We start from the raw sequence: 21,277 nt of genomic DNA, 5'->3' as shown, positions 1-21,277 counted from the left end.
GGCTGCCGGTAGTGCTGCCTGCGGGAACAAAGACCCGAACGTGCCGAGCGTCATACCAGTCTAAAGGGAAAAACTGAAGGGAGCCTGTTATTGGCTATCCGGGGCCCAGCCTGCCGTGCCCTCGGCGTCCCCGCCGGCGGTTTCGAAGAGGTCCAGCGGCTCCTGCCCGAAAACGCCGGAAGGGATGGCGTAGCCGAGGTGGGTCCAGGCAGGAGCCATGGCGATCCGGCCCCGGGGCGTCCGGCCCAGTAGCCCCTCCCGGACCAGGAAGGGTTCGGCAACGGTTTCCACGGTCTCGGTTTCTTCCCCGACGGCGATGGCGAGGGTGGAGAGCCCGACAGGGCCGCCGCCAAACTTCGTAATCAGTGCCTCCAGCACCGAGCGGTCCAGCCGGTCCAGTCCTTTTTTGTCCACTTCGTACATGTCCAGGGCAGCGGATGCCGCCCGCGCGTCGATCTGATCGATGCCGTGGACCAGCGCCCAGTCCCGTACCCGTCGTAACAGCCTGTTGGCGATACGGGGTGTGCCGCGTGAACGTCCCGCGATTTCGCTGAAGCCTGCGGAGTTGACCTTGAGGTCCAGCAGTCCCGCGGAGCGCCGCAGGACAAGCTCGAGCTCGGCAACGGAATAGAACTCCAGATGCCCGGTGAAGCCGAAGCGGTCGCGCAGCGGCCCGGGCAGCAGGCCGGCCCGGGTGGTCGCCCCCACAAGGGTAAACGGCGGAAGTTCGAGCGGAATCGCTGTAGCGCCGGCCCCCTTGCCCACCACGATGTCCACGCGGAAGTCCTCCATGGCCATGTAGAGCATTTCTTCGGCCGGCCGGGACATGCGGTGGATCTCGTCAAGGAACAGGACTTCGCCCTCCGACAGGGAGGAAAGGATGGCCGCGAGGTCTCCCGCATGCTGAATGGCGGGGCCGCTGCTGATCCGCAGCGGGGCGTTCATTTCGGACGCAACAATCATGGCCAGCGTGGTCTTGCCCAGGCCCGGCGGACCGGAAAACAGCACGTGGTCCGCGCTCCGGCCCCGCATCCGGGAGGCCTGCAGCACCAGTGACAGCTGCTTGCGGACCCGGTGCTGTCCTACGAAGTCGTGCAGGTTCTTGGGCCGGAGCGCGGCCTCGATGGCCCGCTCCTCCGGCTCCTCCCCCGCCGCCACCACGGACGGTTCAGCCACGGCTGCCTACGCGGTTGCCGGCACGTGCCCCGTCCTGGCCCAGCCAGCGAAGGGTGGTCCGCAGGATCTCCGGTACGTTGCCGCGGAAAGAGACCTCCGGATCATCGGCAAGTGCCTTGTCGATACTCGCTGAAGCGTCCTTTTCGGACCAGCCGAGGCTGGTCATGGCGGCGACTACCTGCGGCTTCCAGGCAGCTTCCGCAGCGGTGGGTGCATTGGCTGCACCGGCGGAGCCATGCGGAACCAGCTTTCCGGCGAGCTCCAAGACGATCCGGCCGGCCACCTTCGGGCCGATTCCCGGCACTTTGGTGAACGTTTTGCTGTCCTCTGTGTGTGCCGCCACCCGGATGGCCTCGGGATCGTGCACTGCGAGAACCGCCAAAGCCAGCCGTGGGCCCACCCCGCTCACACTGAGCAGGACATCGAAAACCTCACGCTCGTCGTCGGACGCGAAGCCGAAGAGGGTAAGCGAATCCTCCCGGACGATCAGGGACGTATAAAGCTGGCCCTCCTCCCCCGTGCGGAGCCCGCTGAGGGTCTGCGGCGTGGCGTTGACACTCATTCCCGCGCCGTTGAGGTCAATGACGGCCGTGGACAGCCCAACGTGAGCTACGGTTCCGCGGAGGAAACTGATCAAGGGCCTGGCTCCTGGTGTACTGCCGGGCTGCCATTTGGGAAGAGGGCTGGACCGGCTATCCGAACATATTTACGAATACCCTAGCAAGCAGCCAGGACAATCAACGTGCGCGCCGCACCTTCGCTTCGGCTTCGGCCCACGCTCTTTGAGCCGGCGTCAGCGAAGAACTCCCCGGCCCGGTGGTGGCAACGGCCGCACCGCTGCCTGCTCGCCAGGCGTGAGTGATGGCCAGCGCCAAGGCGTCGGCGGCGTCGGCCGGGCGGGGCGGCGCGTCCAGCCGGAGGATTTTGGTGACCAGCTTGGTCACCGCGTCCTTGTTGGAGTTGCCGCTGCCGGTGACGGCAGCTTTGACTTCCGACGGAGTGTGCAGCGCCACAGGGATGCCGCGGCGCGCAGCGGCGGCAATCACCACGCCGGACGCCTGGGCAACGCCCATCACCGTGCTCACGTTGAGCTGGGAAAAGACGCGTTCGACGGCGAGGACCTGGGGTTCGTAGCGGTCCAGCCACTCGTCGATGGCCAGGGCGATCACCAGGAGGCGCTGGTCCAGCGTTTCCTCCGGCGAGGTTCCCACCACGCCGACGGCCACCATGGTGGCGCGCCTGTTTCGTTCCACGTCCACAACCCCGATGCCGCAGCGGGTGAGCCCTGGGTCAACCCCCAGTACGCGCAGCGTCACGGGCACCCGATGACAGCAGGCGCGCAGGATTCTGCGCGCACCCAGGCCCGAGCAGGCAAGCCGGATTCAGCGGGCAAGGCCGGGCGTCACTCGGATTCCAGGGCGGCCTGGACTTCGTCGCTGAGGTCGGCGTTGCTGTAGACGTTCTGGACGTCGTCGAGGTCCTCCAGGGCATCCACGAGCTTCATGAACTTCCTGGCCGCCTCCAGGTCCAGGGGCACTTCCATGGACGGAACGAACTCGGCCTCGTCCGTGTCGTACTCGATCCCTGCATCCTTGAGGGCATCGCGGACGGCCTGCAGGTCGGTAGGCTCCGAGTGGATTTCGAACGAATCGCCGTTGTCCTTGACTTCCTCTGCACCGGCATCGAGGACAGCCATCAGGATGTCGTCCTCCGTGAGGTCCTTCTTCGGCAGGGACACCACGCCCTTGCGGCTGAAAAGGTAGCTGACCGAGCCGGGATCGGCGATGGTGCCGCCGTTGCGGGAAATGGCCAACCGGACTTCCGACGCCGCGCGGTTTTTGTTGTCCGTCAGGCACTCGATCAGCAGCGCCGAACCCTGCGGGCCCCGGCATTCGTACATGATCTCGGTGTAGTCAACCACTTCGCCGGTGAGCCCGGCGCCGCGCTTGATGGCGCGGTCGATGTTGTCAGCCGGGACGGAGGTCTTCTTGGCCTTGGTGACGGCGAGCTCAAGGCCGGGGTTGCCGGAGAGGTCCGGTCCGCCCATGCGGGCAGCGACTTCGATGTTCTTGATCAGCTTGGCGAACGACTTTGCACGGCGGCTGTCGAGGATGGCCTTCTTGTGCTTGGTCGTTGCCCATTTGGAGTGGCCTGACATGCTTTACGCTTCTCCTCTGATCATGCGGATAAAAAGTTCGTGTACGCGTTTTTCCCCAGTCACTTCCGGGTGGAAGGAGGTGGCCAACAGGTGGCCGGAACGCACTGCAACAATTCTAGCCGTCCCCGGCAACGGGACTGCGTGGGACGCGTGCTCCGGATCCGCCGGTTCCACCTGGGCCAGGATCTCCACATCGGGGCCTACGCGTTCCACCCAGGGGCCCCGGATGAAGACGGCGTGGACAGGAGGAACGCCGGAATCGGTGGCGCTGAAATCCAGTCCCTTAAAGTCCAGGTCGGTTTCGAAAGACTCGCGCTGCCGGCCGAAGGCGTTGCGCCGCACGGTGATGTCCAGGCCCCCGAAGGTCTGTTGCGGTGCTCCGGAAAGGTCAGTGGCCGGGTCGGCAATGTCCGATGCAAGCAGAATCATGCCGGCGCAGGAACCGTACACAGGCAGGCCTTCGGCAATGCGTTCCCGGAGGGGCTCAGCCAGCTCGAAGGCGCGGGCGAGCTTGTCAATTGCCGTGGATTCCCCGCCGGGAATGATCAGCCCGTCCAGGCCGTCCAGTTCCTTCGGGCGGCGGATGGCTACACCCTCGGCGCCGGTTGCCTCGACGGCGCGGAGGTGCTCGCGGAAGTCACCTTGGAGCGCCAGCACGCCGATCCGGAGGCCGGAGCCAAGGCGCGCCAAAGGCGCTGAAGGGGAATTTGTCATCCACCCAGCATACGTGGCCAAGCCTTCCTTACCGGGCCGGTAACCACACCCCGACGGCCGTTCCATGCCCTTGCTGGGATATATTCGAACAATGCTCTACTTCAGTGTTCCGCTCGGCAAGCTGGTTCGCCGGGTGTCCCGGCTACGGGGCGGCGGTTCTGCCCTGCCCGGGCTCGTGGTCGAAAAAATCGATCCCGGCTTCATGCGCCGGACGCTCACCACGCTCCCCCACGGCGTCGCCGTGGTCAGCGGCACCAACGGCAAAACCACCACCACCAAAATGGTGGTGGAGCTGCTGGAGAGCCAGGGACTCAAGGTCTTCACCAACCGCACGGGCAGCAACTTCACCCGCGGTGTGGCCGCCGCGCTGCTGGGTGAGGTGGACTGGCGCGGCCGGCTCGACGCCGACATCGCTGTCCTGGAACTGGACGAGGCCCACGCCGTGCACTTCGTCAACAGCGTCCCGCCCCGGTACTGCCTGCTGCTGAACGTCCTCCGCGACCAGCTGGACCGGTTCGGCGAGATCGACAAGACGGCACAGCTGCTCCAGCACATCGCCGCCAAGACCACCGGGGCTGTGGTGCTGAACCGCGAGGACCCCCGTGTAGCCAGGATTGCCGCCACCCTCACCGGGCAGGACGTCAAGTACTTTGGCCTGGACGATTCACTGCTGGGCACTTTCCCGAACGACGACGACATGCGCGCCGCTCCCGGAAGCCCCGCTCCGGCAGGCCTGCCGGAGAAGCCCGCGGCCGACGTCGTACTCCGCAAAGTAGGTGCGGACACCGCTGAATTTGAGTACGACGGCGTGACGGTCTCCACCGGGATGAAGCTGCGCGGCGTGTACAACATCTTCAATGCTGCCGCGGCGCTGACCCTCGCGCGGAGCATTTGCGGCGGCGGCGCTGCCACCGCCGACCACGACACCCTGCTGACGGCACTCGCCCAGGTTGCGCCCGCGTTCGGACGCGGCGAAAGCCTGACGGTGGACGGCCAGCCCCTGGACCTCGTCCTGGTCAAGAACCCCAGCGGGTTCCGGCTCGGCCTGAAATCCTTCCCCGCCGGCGGTTACGCCACCATGATCGCCATCAACGACAACTACGCCGACGGCCGCGACATGTCCTGGCTCTGGGATGTTGAATTCGACTCACTGCGCGAGGGCGGAGTGGACCAGGTGACCGGCTCCCGCGCCTACGACATGGCCCTGCGCCTGCAGTATGACGAAGTACGGATCGGCGGGGTCGAGACCGAGATTGCGCCGGCCCTTGCCGCCTTCATCAGGGAGGCCCGAGGCAAGCCGAAGCGCATCTTCTGCACCTACACCGCAATGCTGGCCATCCGCCGCGAGCTGTCCAAAATCACCACCGTGGAGGTTGTCTCTTGAGCCACGCAGGCAACGACCCGGCGCAGGAGAGCAAGGGCACCATCCGGGTGGTGCAGCTCTACCCGCGCGACATGAACATCTACGGCGACTGGGGCAACGCCCTGGTCCTCCAACAGCGCATCAGGTGGCACGGCTACACGCCGGAGCTGCTCGAATACAACGTCGGCGACCCCTTCCCGGAGGACGTCGACATCATTGTGGGCGGTGGCGGCCAGGACAGCGGCCAGCTGGTGATCCAGGACGACCTGCAGGCACGCGCGGGAGTGCTGAAGGACCTGGCCGAGGACGGCGCCCCGATGCTGGTCATCTGCGGGCTGTACCAGCTTTTCGGAAGGTTCTTCAAAACACGCACCGGGGCGGTCATCCCCGGCATCGGCGTCCTTGACGTTGAAACCCACGGCACTGATGAGCGCCTGATCGGCAACGTCAAGGTGGCCACGCCGGAGTTTGGCGAGGTGCTGGGTTACGAGAACCACAGTGGCCAGACCTCCCTCGGCAACGGCGTCCGCCCCCTCGGTACCGTGGCCAAAGGCACCGGAAACAACAGCAGCGATGGCCACGAAGGCGCCCGCTACCGCAACATCGTGGCGAGCTACCTGCACGGTTCGCTGCTGCCGAAGAACCCGGCCATTGCCGACTTCCTGATCCGCACCGCCGCCGAGCGAAAATTCGGGTCTTTTGACCCCGGGCAGCCGAACGACCGGTTCGCGGAACTCGCCAGGGAACACGCGGCCCGCCGCCCGCGCTGACCCGCACAACGTGCAGCAAGCCGACGGCGGAACGTTGAACGACGGGTACGCAGAGAAGGGGCCTTCCCCCTCGCTCATTGTAGGTAAAGTGCCAGGCCGCCACGAGCATTTGAGGGTCGTTGTGATGGCGTGACCCGTATGGAAGATTTGCGTTATGACAAACCCCCTGCTCACTCCCAGCACGCTTCCGTTCGCTCTGCCACCGTTCACGGAAATTGAGCCTTCCCACTTCGCCGAAGCGGCAGAGGCAGGATTCGCTGAGCATCTGGCGGAAATCCGGGCGATCACCGAGAATCCCGATCCCGCTACCTTCGACAACACTGCTGTGGTGATGGAGCGCTCCGGCCTGCTGCTGCAGCGGACTGCCGCCGCCTTCTTTACGCTTGTCTCTGCCGACGCTTCCGAGGACATCCGGGATCTTGAAACCCAGCTCTCACCGCGGTTCTCAGCCCATCAGGACGAAGTGTTCCTGAACAAGCCACTCTACGAACGCTTCGCCGCCATCGATGTGGCCGGTCTTGACCCGGAGCAGGCCCGCCTGGTGGACGAATATTTGAAGGAATTCCGGCAGTCCGGCATCCAACTGGATGGCCCAGGGCAGGAGCGGCTCCGGGTGCTCAACGCCGAACTCTCCCGGCTGGGAACCGAATTCGGCCAGCGCGTCAAGGAGGCCATGAAGTCCGCGGCCCTCCTGCTCGAGGACTCCGCCGACCTGGCGGGATTGCCGGCCGACGACGTGGCGGGTGCCGCTGAAGCGGCCCGGGCAGCAGGACACGAAGGGAAGTTCCTCCTGACCCTGATCCAGCCGACCAACCAGCCTGCCCTTGCCGCGCTGGAGAACCGCGACATCCGGCGTCGGCTGTTTGAGGCGTCCGTGGACCGCGGCAGCAGCGGCGGGAACCTCGACGTGCTCGAACTCGCCCGGTCCATGGCGGGCCTGCGCGCCGAAAAAGCTGCTTTGCTGGGCTTCGCCAACTACGCCGAACTCGTGGTGGACCTCCAGACCGCACCCGATTTTGAGTCGGTCCAGTCGATGCTGAACCGGATGGCGCCCGCGGCGGTCCGCAACGCGGACCACGAGGCCGCGGCTCTAGCTGAGGCAGCCGGACACCCCTTGGAGGCCTGGGACTGGGCGTACTACTCGGCCAAGGTCCGCCGCGAAAAGTACGACGTGGACGAGCAGGCCCTTCGGCCCTATTTCGAGCTGGACCGGGTCCTCACGGACGGGGTCTTCTTCGCTGCCACCACGCTTTACGGCATCACCTTCCACGAGCGGGAGGACCTTTCCGGCTACCACCCGGATGTGCGTGTCTGGGAGGTCCGGAACGAGGACGGCACCGCCCTTGGCCTGTTCCTCGGCGACTACTACACCCGTGAGTCCAAGCGGGGCGGCGCCTGGATGAATTCCCTGATGGAACAGTCGTCGCTGCTGGGGACCAAGCCTGTAGTCATCAACAACCTCAACATCTCCAAGCCGCCGGCAGGCGAACCTGCGCTCCTGACCCTGGATGAGCTGCGGACTACGTTCCACGAGTTCGGACATGCCCTGCATGGACTGTTTTCCAACGTGACCTACCCGCGGTTTTCCGGCACGTCGGTCCCCCGGGACTTCGTAGAGTACCCGTCCCAGGTCAATGAGATGTGGATTATGTGGCCGGAGGTGCTGGCCAACTACGCAAAGCACCACGCCACCGGGGAGCCGCTTCCGCAGGACATCGTCGACAAACTTAATGAATCACGGCTCTGGGGCGAGGGGTTTGCCACCACGGAGTATTTGGGGGCGGCGCTGCTGGACCTGGCCTGGCATGTCCTGGGGAGCACCGAGGTACCGCAGGACGCCGTTGCCTTCGAGGACAAGGCCCTGGCGGCAGCCGGCATTGCCCATGCCCTGATTCCGCCGCGCTACCGCACAGGATACTTCCAGCACGTCTTCGCCGGTGCCGGTTACGCGGCAGGCTACTACTCGTACATCTGGAGCGAGGTGCTGGATGCCGAAACAGTGGACTGGTTCACAGAGAACGGAGGCCTCAACCGGACCAACGGTGAACGCTTCCGCCGGGAGCTGCTGTCCCGGGGAAACAGCCGCGACCCCCTGGATTCCTTCAAGACCCTCCGAGGCCGTGAAGCCAGGCTGGAGCCCCTGCTAAAGCGCCGCGGCCTCGACTAACCCCGCTCCCCACGACGACGGCGGCGAGTCACCGGAAAAGGTGACCCGCCGCCGTCACAAGCAGGAGCGCGAATTACCAGCCGCGCTCGGCGAGGCGGTGCGGCTGCGGGATCTCGTCGACGTTGATGCCTACCATGGCTTCGCCGAGGCCGCGGGAGGCTTTGGCGATGACGTCGGGGTCATCAAAGAAGGTGGTGGCCTTCACGACGGCGGCCGCGCGCTGGGCGGGGTTGCCGGACTTGAAGATGCCGGAGCCGACGAACACGCCGTCAGCGCCGAGCTGCATCATCATGGCGGCGTCGGCCGGGGTGGCGATGCCGCCGGCGGTGAACAGCACCACCGGGAGCTTGCCGGCAGCGGCAACTTCCTTGACCAGTTCGTACGGCGCCTGCAGTTCCTTGGCCGCGACGTAGAGCTCGTCCTCGGGCAGGGCCGCAAGCTTGGCAATCTCGGAGCGGATCTGACGCATGTGGCCGGTGGCGTTGGAGACGTCGCCGGTGCCGGCCTCGCCCTTGGACCGGATCATCGCCGCGCCCTCATTAATGCGGCGCAGGGCCTCACCGAGGTTGGTGGCGCCACAGACGAAGGGAACCTTGAAGTTCCACTTGTCGATGTGGTTGATGTAGTCGGCCGGGGTCAGGACCTCGGACTCGTCAATGTAGTCCACGCCGAGGGACTGCAGGACCTGGGCCTCAACGAAGTGGCCGATCCGGGCCTTGGCCATGACCGGCACGGACACGGCGTCGATGATCTTGTCGATCATGTCCGGATCGGACATGCGGGACACGCCGCCCTGGGCGCGGATATCTGCCGGAACGCGTTCCAGCGCCATCACAGCAACGGCACCGGCGTCTTCGGCGATGCGGGCCTGTTCGACGTTTACGACGTCCATGATGACGCCGCCCTTGAGCATCTCAGCCATGCCCCGCTTCACGCGGTTGCTGCCCGTGACGCTGTTCGCGGACGAACCGGCCTCGCTGCTTACATCAGGTGTAGACACAAAAACCCCTATGGGTAGATAGATGACCTTCGCCGGGCGTGCAGGGCGGCACGGAGATGCCATCTGTACACACACCGGGTTGCCGGATCCATTGACCGGGCAGTCCTAATACTAGTCTCACCACACCCGGGCGGCTTAATTCGTCTTAATCAGCCGGGAAAGGTTCCGCAAGTGCCTGGCGCCGTACCGACACCACGCGCTGGACCACGGTGATGAAGCTGGCAAGGGCGAGCAGCACAAGCGTCACCAGCAATACCACCTGCGGCAGCCCAAGGCCGGTAAAGCCGGTGACCACCAGCACGGACACGAGGCGTTCTGCACGTTCTGCGATGCCGATGTTGGCCGTGAATCCCAGTGACTCCGCCTTGGCCCTGGCGTAGGAGACCACCATGCCAAGGACCAGGCAGACGGTGGCTGCCATGGCGATGGGAACATTCGCGCCGCCGGTGAAGAACCAGACGGCCAGACCGGCGAAGAGTGCGCCGTCTGCGATCCGGTCCAGGGTGGAGTCGAGGAAGTTGCCCCAGCGGCTGCCCACCGCCTGCATCCTGGCCATGATGCCGTCCAGGACATCGGAGAAGACAAACGCGGTGATGAACAGCGTTCCCCACCAGAGCTGTCCCAGGGGGTAGAAAACGAGGGCGCCCACCACCACACCGGCGGTACCGATGATGGTCACCGCATCCGGTGAGACGCCGATCCGAAGGAGCCAGCGGGCGAGCGGGGTGAACAGTGCGGTGAAGAACCCGCGGGCGTGCCTATTCAGCATCCGTCTCCCCGGGCCAGGCGTCGGCGACCTGTTGGCGGACCTCGTCAAGGGTCTGCGTGATTGCCTTGGTCTGGGCGATGATGGGGAAGAAGTTCCCGTCACCGCCCCAGCGCGGAACGATGTGCTGGTGCAGGTGCGCGGCGATGCCGGCGCCGCCCACCACACCCTGGTTCATGCCGAGGTTGAATCCGCCCGGGTTTGATACTTTCCGCAGGACCCGCATGGCCGTCTGGGTCAGCTCGGCAAACTCCGCCGTCTCCTCGACGGTCAGGTCGGTGTAGTCGGGAATATGACGGTACGGGCAGACCAAAAGATGCCCCGGATTGTACGGAAACAGGTTCAGCACCACATAGCAGGTCTTCCCCCGGTAGACGATCAGCGCATCCTCGTCGGTCCGGCCTGGTCCGATGCAGAATGGGCAGTCGTTTTCGTTCTTGAACTGGTGCTGGCCGCCCTTGATGTAGGCCATGCGGTGCGGAGTCCACAGGCGCTGAAAGGCGTCCGGGACACCGGCGAGGTCAAAGTCGTCGGTAACGCCGGCATCCCCTGGATATCCTGCGCCTGTGTTCTCCTGCACGGTGCTGTTCCGTTCCGCTAGCTGGTCCGGTTACTGACGGCTTCCGTGATCCGCTTGACTGCCTCTGCCACGGGCACGCCGTTGTCCTGGCTTCCGTCGCGGAACCGGAACGATACGGCGCCTGCCTCGGCGTCATCGCCGCCTGCGATCAGCACAAACGGGATCTTGTCCTTGCTGGCGGTGCGGATCTTTTTGGGGAACCTGTCCGAGGAGGTGTCCACCTCAGCCCGGATGCCTGCTGCCTTAAGCTGGTCGACGACGTCGAACATGTACTCGTTGAACGTCTCTGCCACGGGGATGCCCACCACCTGGACGGGGGCGAGCCAGGCGGGGAAAGCGCCGGCGTAGTGCTCGGTGAGCACGCCCATGAACCGTTCGATCGAGCCGAACAGCGCACGGTGGATCATCACGGGACGCTGGCGGGTGCCGTCGGCGGCCTGGAATTCCAGTTCGAACCGCTCAGGCAGGTTGAAGTCCAGCTGGATGGTGGACATCTGCCAGGTGCGGCCCAGGGCGTCCTTTGCCTGCACGGAAATCTTGGGGCCGTAGAACGCGGCTCCGCCCGGATCCGGAACAAGCTCCAGCCCTGATTCCTGCGCCACTTCGGCGAGGGTCCTGGTGGCTTCGTCCCAGGCAGCGTCGTCTCCCACGTACTTTTCGGGATCCTTGGTGGAGAGCTCAAGATAGAAGTCGTTCAGCCCGTAGTCCTTGAGGAGGCCGAGGACGAAGTTCAACGTCTTGGTGAGTTCATCCTTCATCTGCTCGCGGGTGCAGTAGATGTGGGCGTCATCCTGTGTCATGCCGCGGACACGGGTGAGGCCGTGCACCACGCCGGACTTCTCGTACCGGTAGACCGAGCCGAATTCAAACAGGCGCAGGGGCAGCTCGCGGTAGGAACGGCCGCGGGACCGGAAGATGAGGTTGTGCATGGGGCAGTTCATGGGCTTCAGGTAGTAATCCTGGGCCGGCTTGCGCACGGTGCCGTCCTCGTTGAGTTCCGCATCCACCTGCATGGGCGGGAACATGCCTTCCTTGTACCAGTCCAGGTGTCCGGAGACCTCGTACAGGTGGCCCTTGGTGATGTGCGGCGTGTAGACAAACTCGTAGCCCGCCTCGACGTGGCGCTGCCGCGAATAGTCCTCCATCTCCTTGCGGATGATGCCGCCCTTGGGGTGGAACACCGGCAGGCCGGAGCCAAGCTCGTCGGGGAAGGAGAACAGGTCCAGTTCGACGCCGAGCTTGCGGTGGTCACGCCGCTCCGCTTCAGCGAGACGTTCCTGGTAGGCCTTGAGTGCGTCCTTGGTGGGCCAGGCCGTACCGTAGATCCGCTGCAGCTGCTGGTTTTTCTGGTTACCCAGCCAGTAGGCGGAGGACGAGCGGGTGAGGGCGAAGGCGTTCGAAATCAGCTTGGTGTTGGGCAGGTGCGGGCCGCGGCAGAGATCGCACCAGACGGTGGTCCCTTCCTTGCGCTCAACATTGTCGTAAATGGTGATGTCACCGGCGCCCACTTCAACGTTAACGCCCTCACCGGCTTCGGCAGCCTCGTTTTTCCTGCCAAGGAGTTCGAGCTTGTAGGGCTCGTTCTTCATCGCTTCGCGCGCCTCGTCCTCGGAGACCACACGCCGGACGAACTTCTGGTTCTGGTTGACGATTTTGAGCATCATCTTTTCGAGGGTTTTGAGGTCCTCGGGGGTGAAGGGCTCGGCCACGTCAAAGTCGAAGTAGAAACCGTCGGTGATGTAAGGACCAATGCCCAGCTTGGCTTCGGGGCGCAGTTGCTGGACGGCCTGGGCCATCACGTGGGCGGTGGAGTGGCGGAGTACGTTCAGTCCGTCGGGGGAATCGATGGTGACGCCTTCGACGTTGGCGCCTTCCGGAAGTTCCTGGTCCAGGTCCTTCAGTTCGCCATTGACGCGGGCAACAACAACATCACGGCGCTCAAAGAAGAGTTCCGCACCGGTTGTCCCGGTAGTCACCTTGGTCTCTTCGCCATCGACGAGGAGGGTGATCTGCTGGGCATCTGACACGGGTGTCTCCTATTCAAAGTTAAGGCTTCATAGCTTGTGGCGTACGGGGACCACAGCCAGCCACCGTCAATGCTATCGGTTCAGCAAAGGGCCGACCAACGCGGCGCACGGCAGGCTCAGCCGTTGAATCCCGTGATGGCCAGGCTCCTGCTGATTCCATCCAGTGGATGCGGGCCGTCAGGGGCACTGGTCTCCGAATCCGGGAAGGGCAGGGTTTCGGTGCGGCTGAGGTCCCAGGCCATGCTTGCGCTGAGGCTGATTCCCCGCGGGCCCGTCCTCCGGGTAGTGCCGCGGATCAGCAGCAGCCGGGTTCCGAACAGGAGCTGGCCGGCATTCTCCTGGGCCTCGTGGAAGAAGACTGAATCAATGCAACCGGTGCCGTCGTCAATGCTGATGAACACCACCCTCCTGCCCCCACGCATGGGGGGCGTCTGGGTGGCTACCCGCACTCCGGCCACCAGGACTTCCGTCCCGTTGCGCAGGCCCAGGAGCTTGTCCGCGGTGGTGACTCCCAGCCTGTCCAGCATGGGCCGGTGGCTGTCCATGAGGTGGCTGCTGAGGTCCACAGCCATCAGGTCCAGCTCTGCCCGCACGTTTTCGATGAGACTGGGTTCCGGGAGCCCCGGCTTGACGTTGCGCAGTTCCACATCGCCCAGGGGCAGGGACAGCTGCCCTTCAAGGACCTCCACCCCTTTCCGCCCGCTGCCCGCACTTTGGAGCTGCTGCAGGTGCTGGACCAGGTCTGCCCGGTTGGCCACCCCACCGGCCTCACGGTGCAGGGAATCAAAAGCACCCAGCTGGGCCAAACGTTTGATGCTTGGCTTGCTTAACCGCGAGCGCGCGCGGAGGTCTGCGAGTGAGTCATACGGCTGGCCCGCCACGATTCTTTTCAGTTCAGTGGCGGACAGCCCGTAAATACCGTTCAGGCTGAGCCTGATTCCCAGCTTTCCCGCATCGGGCCCCTGCCTGACCCGTTCCACCCGGTACTCCCCCTTACTGCGGTTGATATCAAGGGGAAGGATGGGGATGCCCAGCCTTCTGGCTTCCGCCACCAGCAGTCTTTTGGGGTACATGCCGGGATCGTGTTCCCAGAGGCCGGCCAGGAAGGCTTCGGGGTGATGCGTCTTCAGCCAGGCGGACTGGTAGGTGGGCACGGCGAAAGCGGCTCCGTGGGCTTTGCAGAAGCCGAAGCTGCCAAAGGCCTTCAGGGTCCCCCAGACGTTGTCCACTACTTCCGGGGAATACCCTTTCTTCCGGGCTTCCCTGCGGAAGAACTCCTCAACATTCAGTTCCAGGACCTCGTTGCCCAAGGCACGACGGAATTCATCGGCTTTGGCCAGGCCGCAGCCGGTCATCACGTTGAACGTTTTCAGGATCTGTTCATGGAAAACGGTCACCCCGTGGGTTTCCGCCAGGACGGGCTTCAGGTCCGGGTGGGGGTACACCTCGGGTGCAAAACCATGCCGGTGCTCCAGGAATGGCCGGACCATGTCCGATTTCATGGGCCCGGGCCGGAAAAGCGAAATGTCGATGATGAGGTCGTTGAACTCCCGCGGCGCCATCTTGCCGATCAGTTCGCGCTGCCCGGGTGACTCAATCTGGAAGCAGCCCAGGGTGTGTGTGCTCCGGATTAGTTCAAAGGTGGCCTCATCATCCAGGGGTATGGCGTTGAGGTCGATGTGCCCGTTTTCTGCGATGTAATCCGGGCCGGACCCGTCCTGGCCTGCATCATGTTTCCCTGCAGCCACCACTTCCTCTTTGGACGAGTGGATCCTGATGACCTCTCGGACCGCAAACGCCATGGCGCTTTGCATCCTGACACCCAGGACGTCGAGCTTCAGCATGCCCATGGGATCCATATCGTGTTTATCGAACTGGCTCATGGGCAGCCCCAGGCCGCTGGGCTGGACCGGGGTGCGGTCCAGCAAGGTTGCGTCCCCCAGGATCACACCACAGGGATGCATCGAGATATGCCGCGGCAACCGGTCAAGGCGTTCCGTCAGGTCCACCAGCAGGTCCAACTGCTGGTTGCCGTGGGTATCGCGCTGTTCCACCCGGCCCGCAAATTCCCTCAGTTCAGGCTTTTCCTGCAATGCCTCCCGGAATTTCCGGGCCGAAAACCGCCACAGCTGTTTCGCGATGTCCCCCACGTCGCCGTCATCCATGCCCAAAGCCAAGCCGGCATCCCGGACTGCGCCTCTTGCCCGGTAGCCGTTCTGCATACTCATCAGCGTGACCCGCTCGGCGCCGAAGCGCTCGAAGATCCGGCGGTAGACGTTATGCCTTTCGGCGCTTTCGACGTCGATGTCGATATCAGGCAGGGTGGCCCGGTCCCGGGAAAGGAAGCGCTCGAAGATCAGGTCATGCTGCAGTGGATTTACCTGGCTGACGTCGATCAGGTAGTTGACGAGGCTTGATGCACCAGATCCGCGGGCCGCCGCCCTCACCCCCATGTCCTGGATCATGCGTGAAACTTCGGCAACTGTAAGGAAGTAGGACGAAAAACCCAGGTTCTGGATAATGCCCAGTTCGTGCTCGAGCCGGTACCGCATTTCCTCTTCCCGGGTTCCCGAAATACCCGGGAACCGCCTCCCGATTCCCGCCTGGCAGCGCTGCACCAGTTCAAGATGCGGATCCTGGTTGATCCCGATGACTGAAGCTTCCGGCACCACAGGCTGTTTCCAGCCCATATCGGTGACGGGGTCCATCCTGCAGAGATCGGCGAGCGCCTCCGTTTGTGCCATCAGTTGTTTAAGGTCTGCTGTACCGTATCCGGCGGCGGAGATGATTTCCTTGCCCAGTTGCAGCATGTGGGCGGCGGATTTGAGCCAGCCCTGGCCATTGGGTTGGAGCATTGGCTCCTGGGCCAGCTCCGGCAGCGATTTGAGGGTCCGGGCTGAATCCAGGACGTCGGCGGTGGCGGCTCCGTCCTCCGCGCAGTACCTCACCGCGTTGCTGAGGATTGCCGGTATGTTGTGTTCTTCCGCGAGCTTGAGCATCCGGACGGCATGCGAGGTGCTCAGCGGGGCCCCCGGGGCGCTGAGCTGCGAAACGATCTCGGTGACCACTGTTCCGGCGGGCATGGCGTCGAGCCATTGCTTGAAGAGTGTCCGCGGGCGCAGGTACCGGCGGCCGCCCATGGCACGACCAACATCGGAATCCGGCCCGATCAGGACCATCAGCACGGGTTTGAGGGTCCGGGGATCAAGGGTGCGGGAAGCAAGCTCCGCCCTGGTGACTGCCACAGGCACGGTTCCCCCGGATTTCCCCGAGGTGCGGGCATGGGCATCGGACACCAACCGGCACAGAGCACGGTACCCGGCCCCGTTGTTGTTGCCGCGGGCGAGCACCACCACACGGCCCGCCAGCTGGGTGCGGTGATCGCCGTCGTCGTCATAAACCGCCAGGTCCACCCCAACTATGGGATCAATACCCGCATCCATGCACGCCTTCAGGTGCTTGACGGTTCCGTACAGGCCGTCACGGTCGGTGCAGGCGAGCGCGGTAGCGCCGTCGGCAGCGGCGGCCTGGGCCAGTTCCTCAGGCCAGGAAACGCCATAGTGGGCACTGAAGGCGGTGGAGACGTGGAGGTGCGTGAAGCTCATGCTGTCCGCGGGCGCAGGGCGTCATGGATCCGCAGGAGCCGCCAGCGGCCGCTCCGGACATGGCGGGTCAAGTCAAGGGTGAGTGGTTCTTCCTGGTCATTGAACGCGCCGGAACAAGCAGCCGATGGAAGCACCTGGACCCGCCAGATCTCGTGGTCCACCAGTCCGGGACCGGTTCCCAGCGGCGCTCGGCTTTCCTCGGCCCACCACTGCCGGCGCTCGTACCATCGGACTGGCTCGGCGCAGACCGAATAGGGCCGCCCTGCCCATTGGAGGCTCACCGGCTGGCCTTCCGGATTGCAGGCAACGTCCACGGATTCGCTGAACATCCCCATGGGCACCTCCCTGACAGAGCAAGAAATAAGGACACATTCGAATATGTGTTCGAATACTTCAAGTCTAAGCCAGCGGCGGCACAAATCCTAGGCGGGGGTGGACGGACCGATCGGCAGGGAGCAGGATTGTGCCATGAGCACCCATGACGCACTCCTCAAGCAGGTCAGCATCAAAGCCCAGGACTCCACCCTCGTGGCCACTTTCGACATAGACGGCAACATCCCCGGTTCCGGTGCCTACGTGGTAGGGCTTGTGGCTGCCAGCCCGGACTACTCATCACAGCGGCGCCTGGGCATTGAGTTCATGAACGGGGAGGCGATCGCCTTCTTCTCGTTCAACCATGAACAGAGCGCGGAGGAGAACTACGATCTTTCCGGGGTCACCCACTCGGGCAACACCATCACCGGCCATTTCCCGCTGGCAGCCATTAACGGGCTCGGCAAAGGGCACGTGATGACCGGCTTCAGCGAAGCGGACGGCCGGGATTTCCAGTCCGGCGTTCCGGTGGAGGAAAACCTGTAACAGCTGGGCTGAAGAAGCTCAGCTGTTTTCTTTGTGGACCCGGAGTTCGAGTTCGATGAACCCTGAGATCATGGCCCGGTAGGTGGACTCAACGATGTCCGGGTCGATGTCCTTCTTCACAGCAGCCGAGCGGACGTGCTCGATAATCCGCTCCACACGGCCGGGGGCACGGACCTCGGCGTCGTCACCCTTGAGGGTTCCGGCGATCCTGATCAGCCGTTCACGGCGGGCAATGAGGGTGACAATCTGGTCATCCACCTCGTCAACGGCAACCCGGACGGCAGCGAGCTGTTCCTTGTCGGCCAGTGCGTCTCTATCGTTCCCTTGAATTGTTGCCATCCTCTGACAGTATCGAACCATGCAGCCCAGAGTCGACTTCATTTCACTAGGCGTCCGCAGCGTTCCGGCGTCCCGCTCCTTCTATGTTGAGGGCCTTGGCTGGCCAGTCCACCGCGAATTTCCTGGGGATGTGGTGTTCATCCAGGTGAACCACGGCCTGGTCCTGTCGCTGTGGGACGTCCGCCAGATGCAGGCCGATGCCGGCGTCAGCGAGCCCGGCCCGGTCCCATGCATCACCCTCAGCCACAACCTTCCCAGTACCGGGGATGTTGACCGGGTCTTGGAAGAGGCTGCCGCAGCGGGAGCAACCATTATCGCCGAGCCCATCACCCAGCCCTGGGGCGGCTACAGCGGGTACTTCGCAGACCCTGACGGCTTCCGCTGGGAAGTGGCCTACAACCCCACGTGGGCAGTGGACGACGCCGGATCCGTCAGCGTTTAGCCCCTCGGCCAGCCGGGCCGGGGCTGCTTTGGCCGCGGCTTAGAAGAGGGCTTCCACCGGGCGGATCAGCTCGGGGCCGTTGTTGCGGACGTTGCCCACCTCTTTGCCCACTGATTCAACGTGCCAGTCCGACGCCACGTCCTTGACCCCGGACCGGACCAGGTCAACCAGCGCCGCAGCGTCGCCGGCGTGCGGGTCGAGCCACACCTGCATGGTGGCCTTGTCCATCGGCAGCGGCACCCGGTCATGCAGCGCGGTCAGCTTGCCGAAGACGGTTGATTCGCTGCCCGGCGGCGGAGTGTCAGTGGTCAGGATGGACGTGGAAAGCATCCAGCCGCCGGGCTCCCCTGCGGGCCAGGACGGATCGTTCCACCACTCATAGAGCCCGGCAAAAACCAGGCCGCGGCACCCTCCCGGATGCACGTAGTAGGGCTGTTTCGCCTTCCCGGTCCCCTGCTTCCATTCGTAGTAGCCGTCCGCGGGCACCGCGCAGCGGCGAGACTGGACAGCCTTCCGGAATGCCGGCTTTTCCAGTACGGACTCGCTCCGGGCGTTGATCATCCGCGAACCGATGCCCGGGTCCTTGGCCCAGGACGGGACCAAGCCCCAGCGCGCCACATGAAGCTGGCGCACCTGCCTGGGCTCCGGGCCCTCGTCAATCAAACGCTCCAGGACAATAGGCACATCGTCAGTCGGCGCAACGTTCCACGACGGCGGGATGCTCACCTCCTCCTCGAGCTCGGCGTCGAACTCCGCCAAGAGGTCCCCCACGGCACGTGCCATTACATAGCGTCCACACATTGCTCCAGCATGCCATCGGCGGCAGGAGCTGTCATCCAAGGACGCCAGGGCCGCGCTGTAGCTGGGAATACGCGGCTTCGCGCTACCGTTGACGGTAAGGAAACACTGACCGACTCATAGGAGAAACTTATGGACTTCACTCCCGAATCCGGCACCATCACCATGTTCTCCACCACCTGGTGCGGCTACTGCAACCGGCTTAAGAAGCAGCTGGACTCGCAGGGCATCGGCTACACCGAGATCAACATCGAGGAAGTGGAAGGCACCGCCGAACTCGTGGAGCAGCTCAACGGCGGCAACCGTACGGTTCCCACCGTCCTCTTCCCGGACGGCACCGCGGCCACCAACCCGTCCGCTGCCGAGGTCAAGACCCGCCTCGCGGCCTAGCCGGCAAACCGAACCAGAGGTTCGGAAACCCACGCGTCCGCCGTGGGAGACGTGCAATACACAGAACGGGACCAGCACTTCGGTGCTGGTCCCGTTCTGACAGCCGGGCAGTGGCCCCCTGTGCGGGTCAAGCCCCCAGGCTGCTGAAGGCAGCGGTGTTAAGGGTGGCATGGCCCGTATAGGTGGCCAGCAGCGCGTCCTCCACTGCGGCAACATCCACCCCGGGCACAAGATCGTTGACGGCTCCCGCAGTGGCCGGGTCCCACTCCAGTCCCAAGGCCGCGTAACTTTCTGTGAGGACCCTCCGGATGGGGGCGGAGTCCTCCGCCACAATGACTGAGCTGAACAGCCAGCCGCCGGACACCACCCGCTGGGCTGTGCCCACCAGCTTCACCTGCGGGCCGCCGGCGGGAGCCGAACCGTGCACGCTGTATTCCCCGGGGCAATACTCACCGGGTATTTCTCCCACGCCCGCCTGCACCCCTACGCTGCGCAGCGTTTCGGCAAACAGCTCCCCGAAGTACCCGAACCTGCTTTTGGATCCGGCAATGGCGTCAGAGTCCGGTTCGATGTGGTCCACCACGAGTGTTCCCTGGTGGTAAGCAGCCGCGCGCCCTCCCGCCCGCCGGACCAGCGGCTCAAAGCCGTTGTCGCGACAGGCCTGGGCCGCCGCGTCGAAGCCGGGCAGCCGCGTGTCCCGCTGGCCGAAGGCGACGGTGGGGGCAGGACGGTACAGCCGCAACGTGGGGCCGATGTCCCCCGCCCTCGCCTTGGCCAGGAGCTCAAGGCCAAATTCCAGGTCGCGGGCCGCGCCGAGCGACTCTTCCTGCCGCACCACCGTGAGCGTGTGGGATCCCGGTCCGGCGTGGTGCATGTTGCTAAGCTCCCCTATGGTCATCTTGCAATTCCTTGTTGTCGCCGCCGCGTTCGCAGTTATTGACGGCGTGTGGCTTAAGCTGATGAACCCGTTTTACCGGAGCCACATCGGCGATTTGCTGGCGGACAAGCCAAACCTAGGGTACGCCGTCGCCTTCTACGTCATATACATTGCCGGGATTGTCTTCTTTGCCCTCCGTCCCGCGCTCGACGGCGGCAGCTGGCTTACCGCGCTGGGCTACGGTGCGGCGCTGGGCGCCTTTGCCTATGCCACCTATGACCTCACCAACGCGGCCACCCTGAAGGTGTGGCCGCTGCAGCTGATTGTGGTGGACATGCTGTGGGGCGCGGCGCTCACAGGGTTGTCCACCTTCGCGGGCTGGCTGGTCTTCCAGGGCCGGAGCTGAGCCGCCTCGGCCGGAATTTCAGGTCCTGCGCACGGTCAGGATCTGCTCTGCCCGGCCGAAGGGTCCCTGGAGGTCGTGCAGCACCGTTGAGGTAAGGCCGATGCCGTCCCGGCCGAAGGAGACGGCGTTGTCCAGCCCCAGCCACTCCCCCTCCGGGCGGCGATACATGTGGATCTGCAGGTCCAAATTCGGGAATGCATAGCTGTCCTTGCCCGGAGGGACCCGTGCGGCGATGCCATTGGCGGTGTCCACCAACCCCATCAGCCGGGCGAGGTCGCCGCTGTCAGCGCGGTCCGTCAGGGGGTGGTCAGTGCGCAGCCACACCTTCCCGGCCCCGGGGCGGTGCCCTTCGGCTACACGCATCTCCAGGGAACGGATGTAGCCGCCGGGCCACACTGACGGGCCGTCGTAGGGCTTGCATTCATCAGGTCCGGGAATGGTTATGTCTTCAACCGCGGCCACCTCGGAGGTATCGCTGGTGATCATCCGCCAGGCCGTTGCCCGGATGGCCGTCCGGCCGCCGGCCACCAGCTCGGCCTGCAGCAGTTCGATGGTCCGCCCCGGCCGCAGCGTGGTGGTTTCGATATGGAATTCACCGCCGGGAATCAGTCCCAGGATCTCGTAGCTGAGGCGGGCCATCCGCATGCCGCTGCGCGGCTGGTGGCGCTCAAGGCTGTCGGCCATCAGCCCGGATGCCGGCGCCATGTGTTGCTCATGGACGTTCCAGGCGCCCTGGGCGTGGATGGTGGAACGGAAACGACCGGCGCCCAGGGATTGGTAATAGAAGTTTCCCTCGGCCAGTTCAGGCAGATCAGCGGTCAACGGCGGGCCTTCCAGGAGA

General features: G+C 64.5%; 22 protein-coding genes. 7 read left to right on the top strand and 15 right to left on the bottom strand.

Annotated elements, in window-relative coordinates; translation table 11 throughout:
- Nucleotides 1–87 precede the first annotated feature (87 nt).
- From ruvB to pdxT, 5 genes are all read right to left on the bottom strand, one after another.
- A complete protein-coding gene (ruvB, locus tag AC50X7_RS00735; protein ID WP_494977318.1) occupies nt 88–1,176 on the bottom strand; it encodes a Holliday junction branch migration DNA helicase RuvB in 1,089 nt (362 codons plus the stop codon).
- Entirely contained in the window at nt 1,169–1,813 is a 645-nt protein-coding gene (gene ruvA, locus AC50X7_RS00730) for a Holliday junction branch migration protein RuvA (RefSeq protein WP_494977317.1), read from the bottom strand. Before ruvA ends, ruvB begins: the two co-directional genes overlap by 8 nt.
- Before the next feature lie 100 nt (nt 1,814–1,913).
- A complete protein-coding gene (gene ruvC, locus AC50X7_RS00725) occupies nt 1,914–2,492 on the bottom strand; it encodes a crossover junction endodeoxyribonuclease RuvC (protein ID WP_104044563.1) in 579 nt (192 codons plus the stop codon).
- Between the two features lie 86 nt (nt 2,493–2,578).
- Entirely contained in the window at nt 2,579–3,334 is a 756-nt protein-coding gene (locus AC50X7_RS00720; RefSeq protein WP_494977316.1) for a YebC/PmpR family DNA-binding transcriptional regulator, read from the bottom strand.
- Between the two features lie 3 nt (nt 3,335–3,337).
- Nucleotides 3,338–4,048 carry a pyridoxal 5'-phosphate synthase glutaminase subunit PdxT gene (gene pdxT / locus AC50X7_RS00715; RefSeq protein WP_494977315.1) on the bottom strand — a complete coding sequence of 237 codons (711 nt, stop codon included), beginning with the start codon at nt 4,046–4,048 and terminating at the stop codon, nt 3,338–3,340.
- A 91-nt stretch (nt 4,049–4,139) separates the two neighbouring features.
- On the opposite strand from pdxT, the gene AC50X7_RS00710 reads away from it, so the two are divergent.
- From AC50X7_RS00710 to AC50X7_RS00700, 3 genes are all read left to right on the top strand, one after another.
- Nucleotides 4,140–5,432 carry a MurT ligase domain-containing protein gene (locus tag AC50X7_RS00710; RefSeq protein WP_494977314.1) on the top strand — a complete coding sequence of 431 codons (1,293 nt, stop codon included), beginning with the start codon at nt 4,140–4,142 and terminating at the stop codon, nt 5,430–5,432.
- On the top strand, nt 5,429–6,181 hold the full coding sequence (locus AC50X7_RS00705; protein WP_494977313.1) for a type 1 glutamine amidotransferase: 753 nt from the start codon (nt 5,429–5,431) through the stop codon (nt 6,179–6,181). Before AC50X7_RS00710 ends, AC50X7_RS00705 begins: the two co-directional genes overlap by 4 nt.
- A gap of 154 nt (nt 6,182–6,335) precedes the next feature.
- Nucleotides 6,336–8,348: a M3 family metallopeptidase gene (locus AC50X7_RS00700; RefSeq protein ID WP_494977312.1), complete on the top strand. Its 2,013-nt coding sequence runs from the start codon at nt 6,336–6,338 to the stop codon at nt 8,346–8,348.
- 73 nt (nt 8,349–8,421) lie between these two features.
- On the opposite strand, the gene pdxS is transcribed toward AC50X7_RS00700, so the two are convergent.
- From pdxS to AC50X7_RS00670, 6 genes are all read right to left on the bottom strand, one after another.
- The gene (pdxS, locus tag AC50X7_RS00695) at nt 8,422–9,348 is read right to left on the bottom strand and encodes a pyridoxal 5'-phosphate synthase lyase subunit PdxS (protein ID WP_307094926.1); all 927 of its coding nucleotides are present in this window, start codon (nt 9,346–9,348) and stop codon (nt 8,422–8,424) included.
- A gap of 145 nt (nt 9,349–9,493) precedes the next feature.
- On the bottom strand, nt 9,494–10,117 hold the full coding sequence (gene pgsA, locus AC50X7_RS00690; RefSeq protein ID WP_494977311.1) for a phosphatidylinositol phosphate synthase: 624 nt from the start codon (nt 10,115–10,117) through the stop codon (nt 9,494–9,496).
- Nucleotides 10,107–10,694 (bottom strand): HIT family protein, encoded by a 588-nt coding sequence (locus tag AC50X7_RS00685; RefSeq protein ID WP_104044569.1) that lies wholly within the window; start codon nt 10,692–10,694, stop codon nt 10,107–10,109. The genes pgsA and AC50X7_RS00685 overlap by 11 nt, the downstream gene beginning before the upstream one ends.
- A gap of 17 nt (nt 10,695–10,711) precedes the next feature.
- Nucleotides 10,712–12,721 (bottom strand): threonine--tRNA ligase, encoded by a 2,010-nt coding sequence (thrS, locus tag AC50X7_RS00680; protein ID WP_494977310.1) that lies wholly within the window; start codon nt 12,719–12,721, stop codon nt 10,712–10,714.
- 116 nt (nt 12,722–12,837) lie between these two features.
- Nucleotides 12,838–16,326 (bottom strand): DNA polymerase III subunit alpha, encoded by a 3,489-nt coding sequence (locus tag AC50X7_RS00675; protein WP_494977309.1) that lies wholly within the window; start codon nt 16,324–16,326, stop codon nt 12,838–12,840.
- Entirely contained in the window at nt 16,323–16,661 is a 339-nt protein-coding gene (locus AC50X7_RS00670; protein WP_494977308.1) for a DUF6504 family protein, read from the bottom strand. Before AC50X7_RS00670 ends, AC50X7_RS00675 begins: the two co-directional genes overlap by 4 nt.
- A 133-nt stretch (nt 16,662–16,794) precedes the next feature.
- Here AC50X7_RS00670 and AC50X7_RS00665 point away from each other — a divergent pair, with 133 nt between their 5' ends.
- Complete coding sequence (locus AC50X7_RS00665) at nt 16,795–17,184, top strand: hypothetical protein (protein ID WP_307094920.1); 390 nt, start codon at nt 16,795–16,797, stop codon at nt 17,182–17,184.
- An 18-nt stretch (nt 17,185–17,202) separates the two neighbouring features.
- On the opposite strand, the gene AC50X7_RS00660 is transcribed toward AC50X7_RS00665, so the two are convergent.
- Nucleotides 17,203–17,523, bottom strand: a complete 321-nt coding sequence (locus AC50X7_RS00660; RefSeq protein ID WP_307094919.1) for a chorismate mutase — start codon at nt 17,521–17,523, stop codon at nt 17,203–17,205.
- Nucleotides 17,524–17,542: 19 nt separating this feature from the next.
- Between AC50X7_RS00660 and AC50X7_RS00655 the strand changes: the two genes are divergently transcribed.
- A complete protein-coding gene (locus AC50X7_RS00655; protein WP_494977307.1) occupies nt 17,543–17,965 on the top strand; it encodes a VOC family protein in 423 nt (140 codons plus the stop codon).
- A 39-nt stretch (nt 17,966–18,004) separates the two neighbouring features.
- Here the strand turns inward: AC50X7_RS00655 and AC50X7_RS00650 are convergent, their stop codons facing one another.
- The gene (locus AC50X7_RS00650) at nt 18,005–18,766 is read right to left on the bottom strand and encodes an SOS response-associated peptidase (protein WP_494977306.1); all 762 of its coding nucleotides are present in this window, start codon (nt 18,764–18,766) and stop codon (nt 18,005–18,007) included.
- A gap of 129 nt (nt 18,767–18,895) precedes the next feature.
- Here AC50X7_RS00650 and AC50X7_RS00645 point away from each other — a divergent pair, with 129 nt between their 5' ends.
- Nucleotides 18,896–19,153: a mycoredoxin gene (locus AC50X7_RS00645; RefSeq protein ID WP_387546736.1), complete on the top strand. Its 258-nt coding sequence runs from the start codon at nt 18,896–18,898 to the stop codon at nt 19,151–19,153.
- Between the two features lie 127 nt (nt 19,154–19,280).
- On the opposite strand, the gene AC50X7_RS00640 is transcribed toward AC50X7_RS00645, so the two are convergent.
- Nucleotides 19,281–20,027 (bottom strand): lipoate--protein ligase family protein, encoded by a 747-nt coding sequence (locus AC50X7_RS00640; protein ID WP_494977807.1) that lies wholly within the window; start codon nt 20,025–20,027, stop codon nt 19,281–19,283.
- A 16-nt stretch (nt 20,028–20,043) separates the two neighbouring features.
- Here AC50X7_RS00640 and AC50X7_RS00635 point away from each other — a divergent pair, with 16 nt between their 5' ends.
- Nucleotides 20,044–20,436: a DUF2177 family protein gene (locus AC50X7_RS00635; protein WP_494977305.1), complete on the top strand. Its 393-nt coding sequence runs from the start codon at nt 20,044–20,046 to the stop codon at nt 20,434–20,436.
- A gap of 18 nt (nt 20,437–20,454) precedes the next feature.
- Here AC50X7_RS00635 and AC50X7_RS00630 read toward each other — a convergent pair whose 3' ends face one another.
- On the bottom strand, nt 20,455–21,258 hold the full coding sequence (locus AC50X7_RS00630) for a thioesterase family protein (protein WP_494977304.1): 804 nt from the start codon (nt 21,256–21,258) through the stop codon (nt 20,455–20,457).
- Between the last annotated feature and the right edge of the window lie 19 nt (nt 21,259–21,277).

This window comes from Pseudarthrobacter sp. Hb11 (assembly GCF_059383655.1).
The sequence above is the reverse complement of the archived record's forward strand: the minus strand, read 5'-3'. Positions and strand labels throughout refer to the sequence as shown.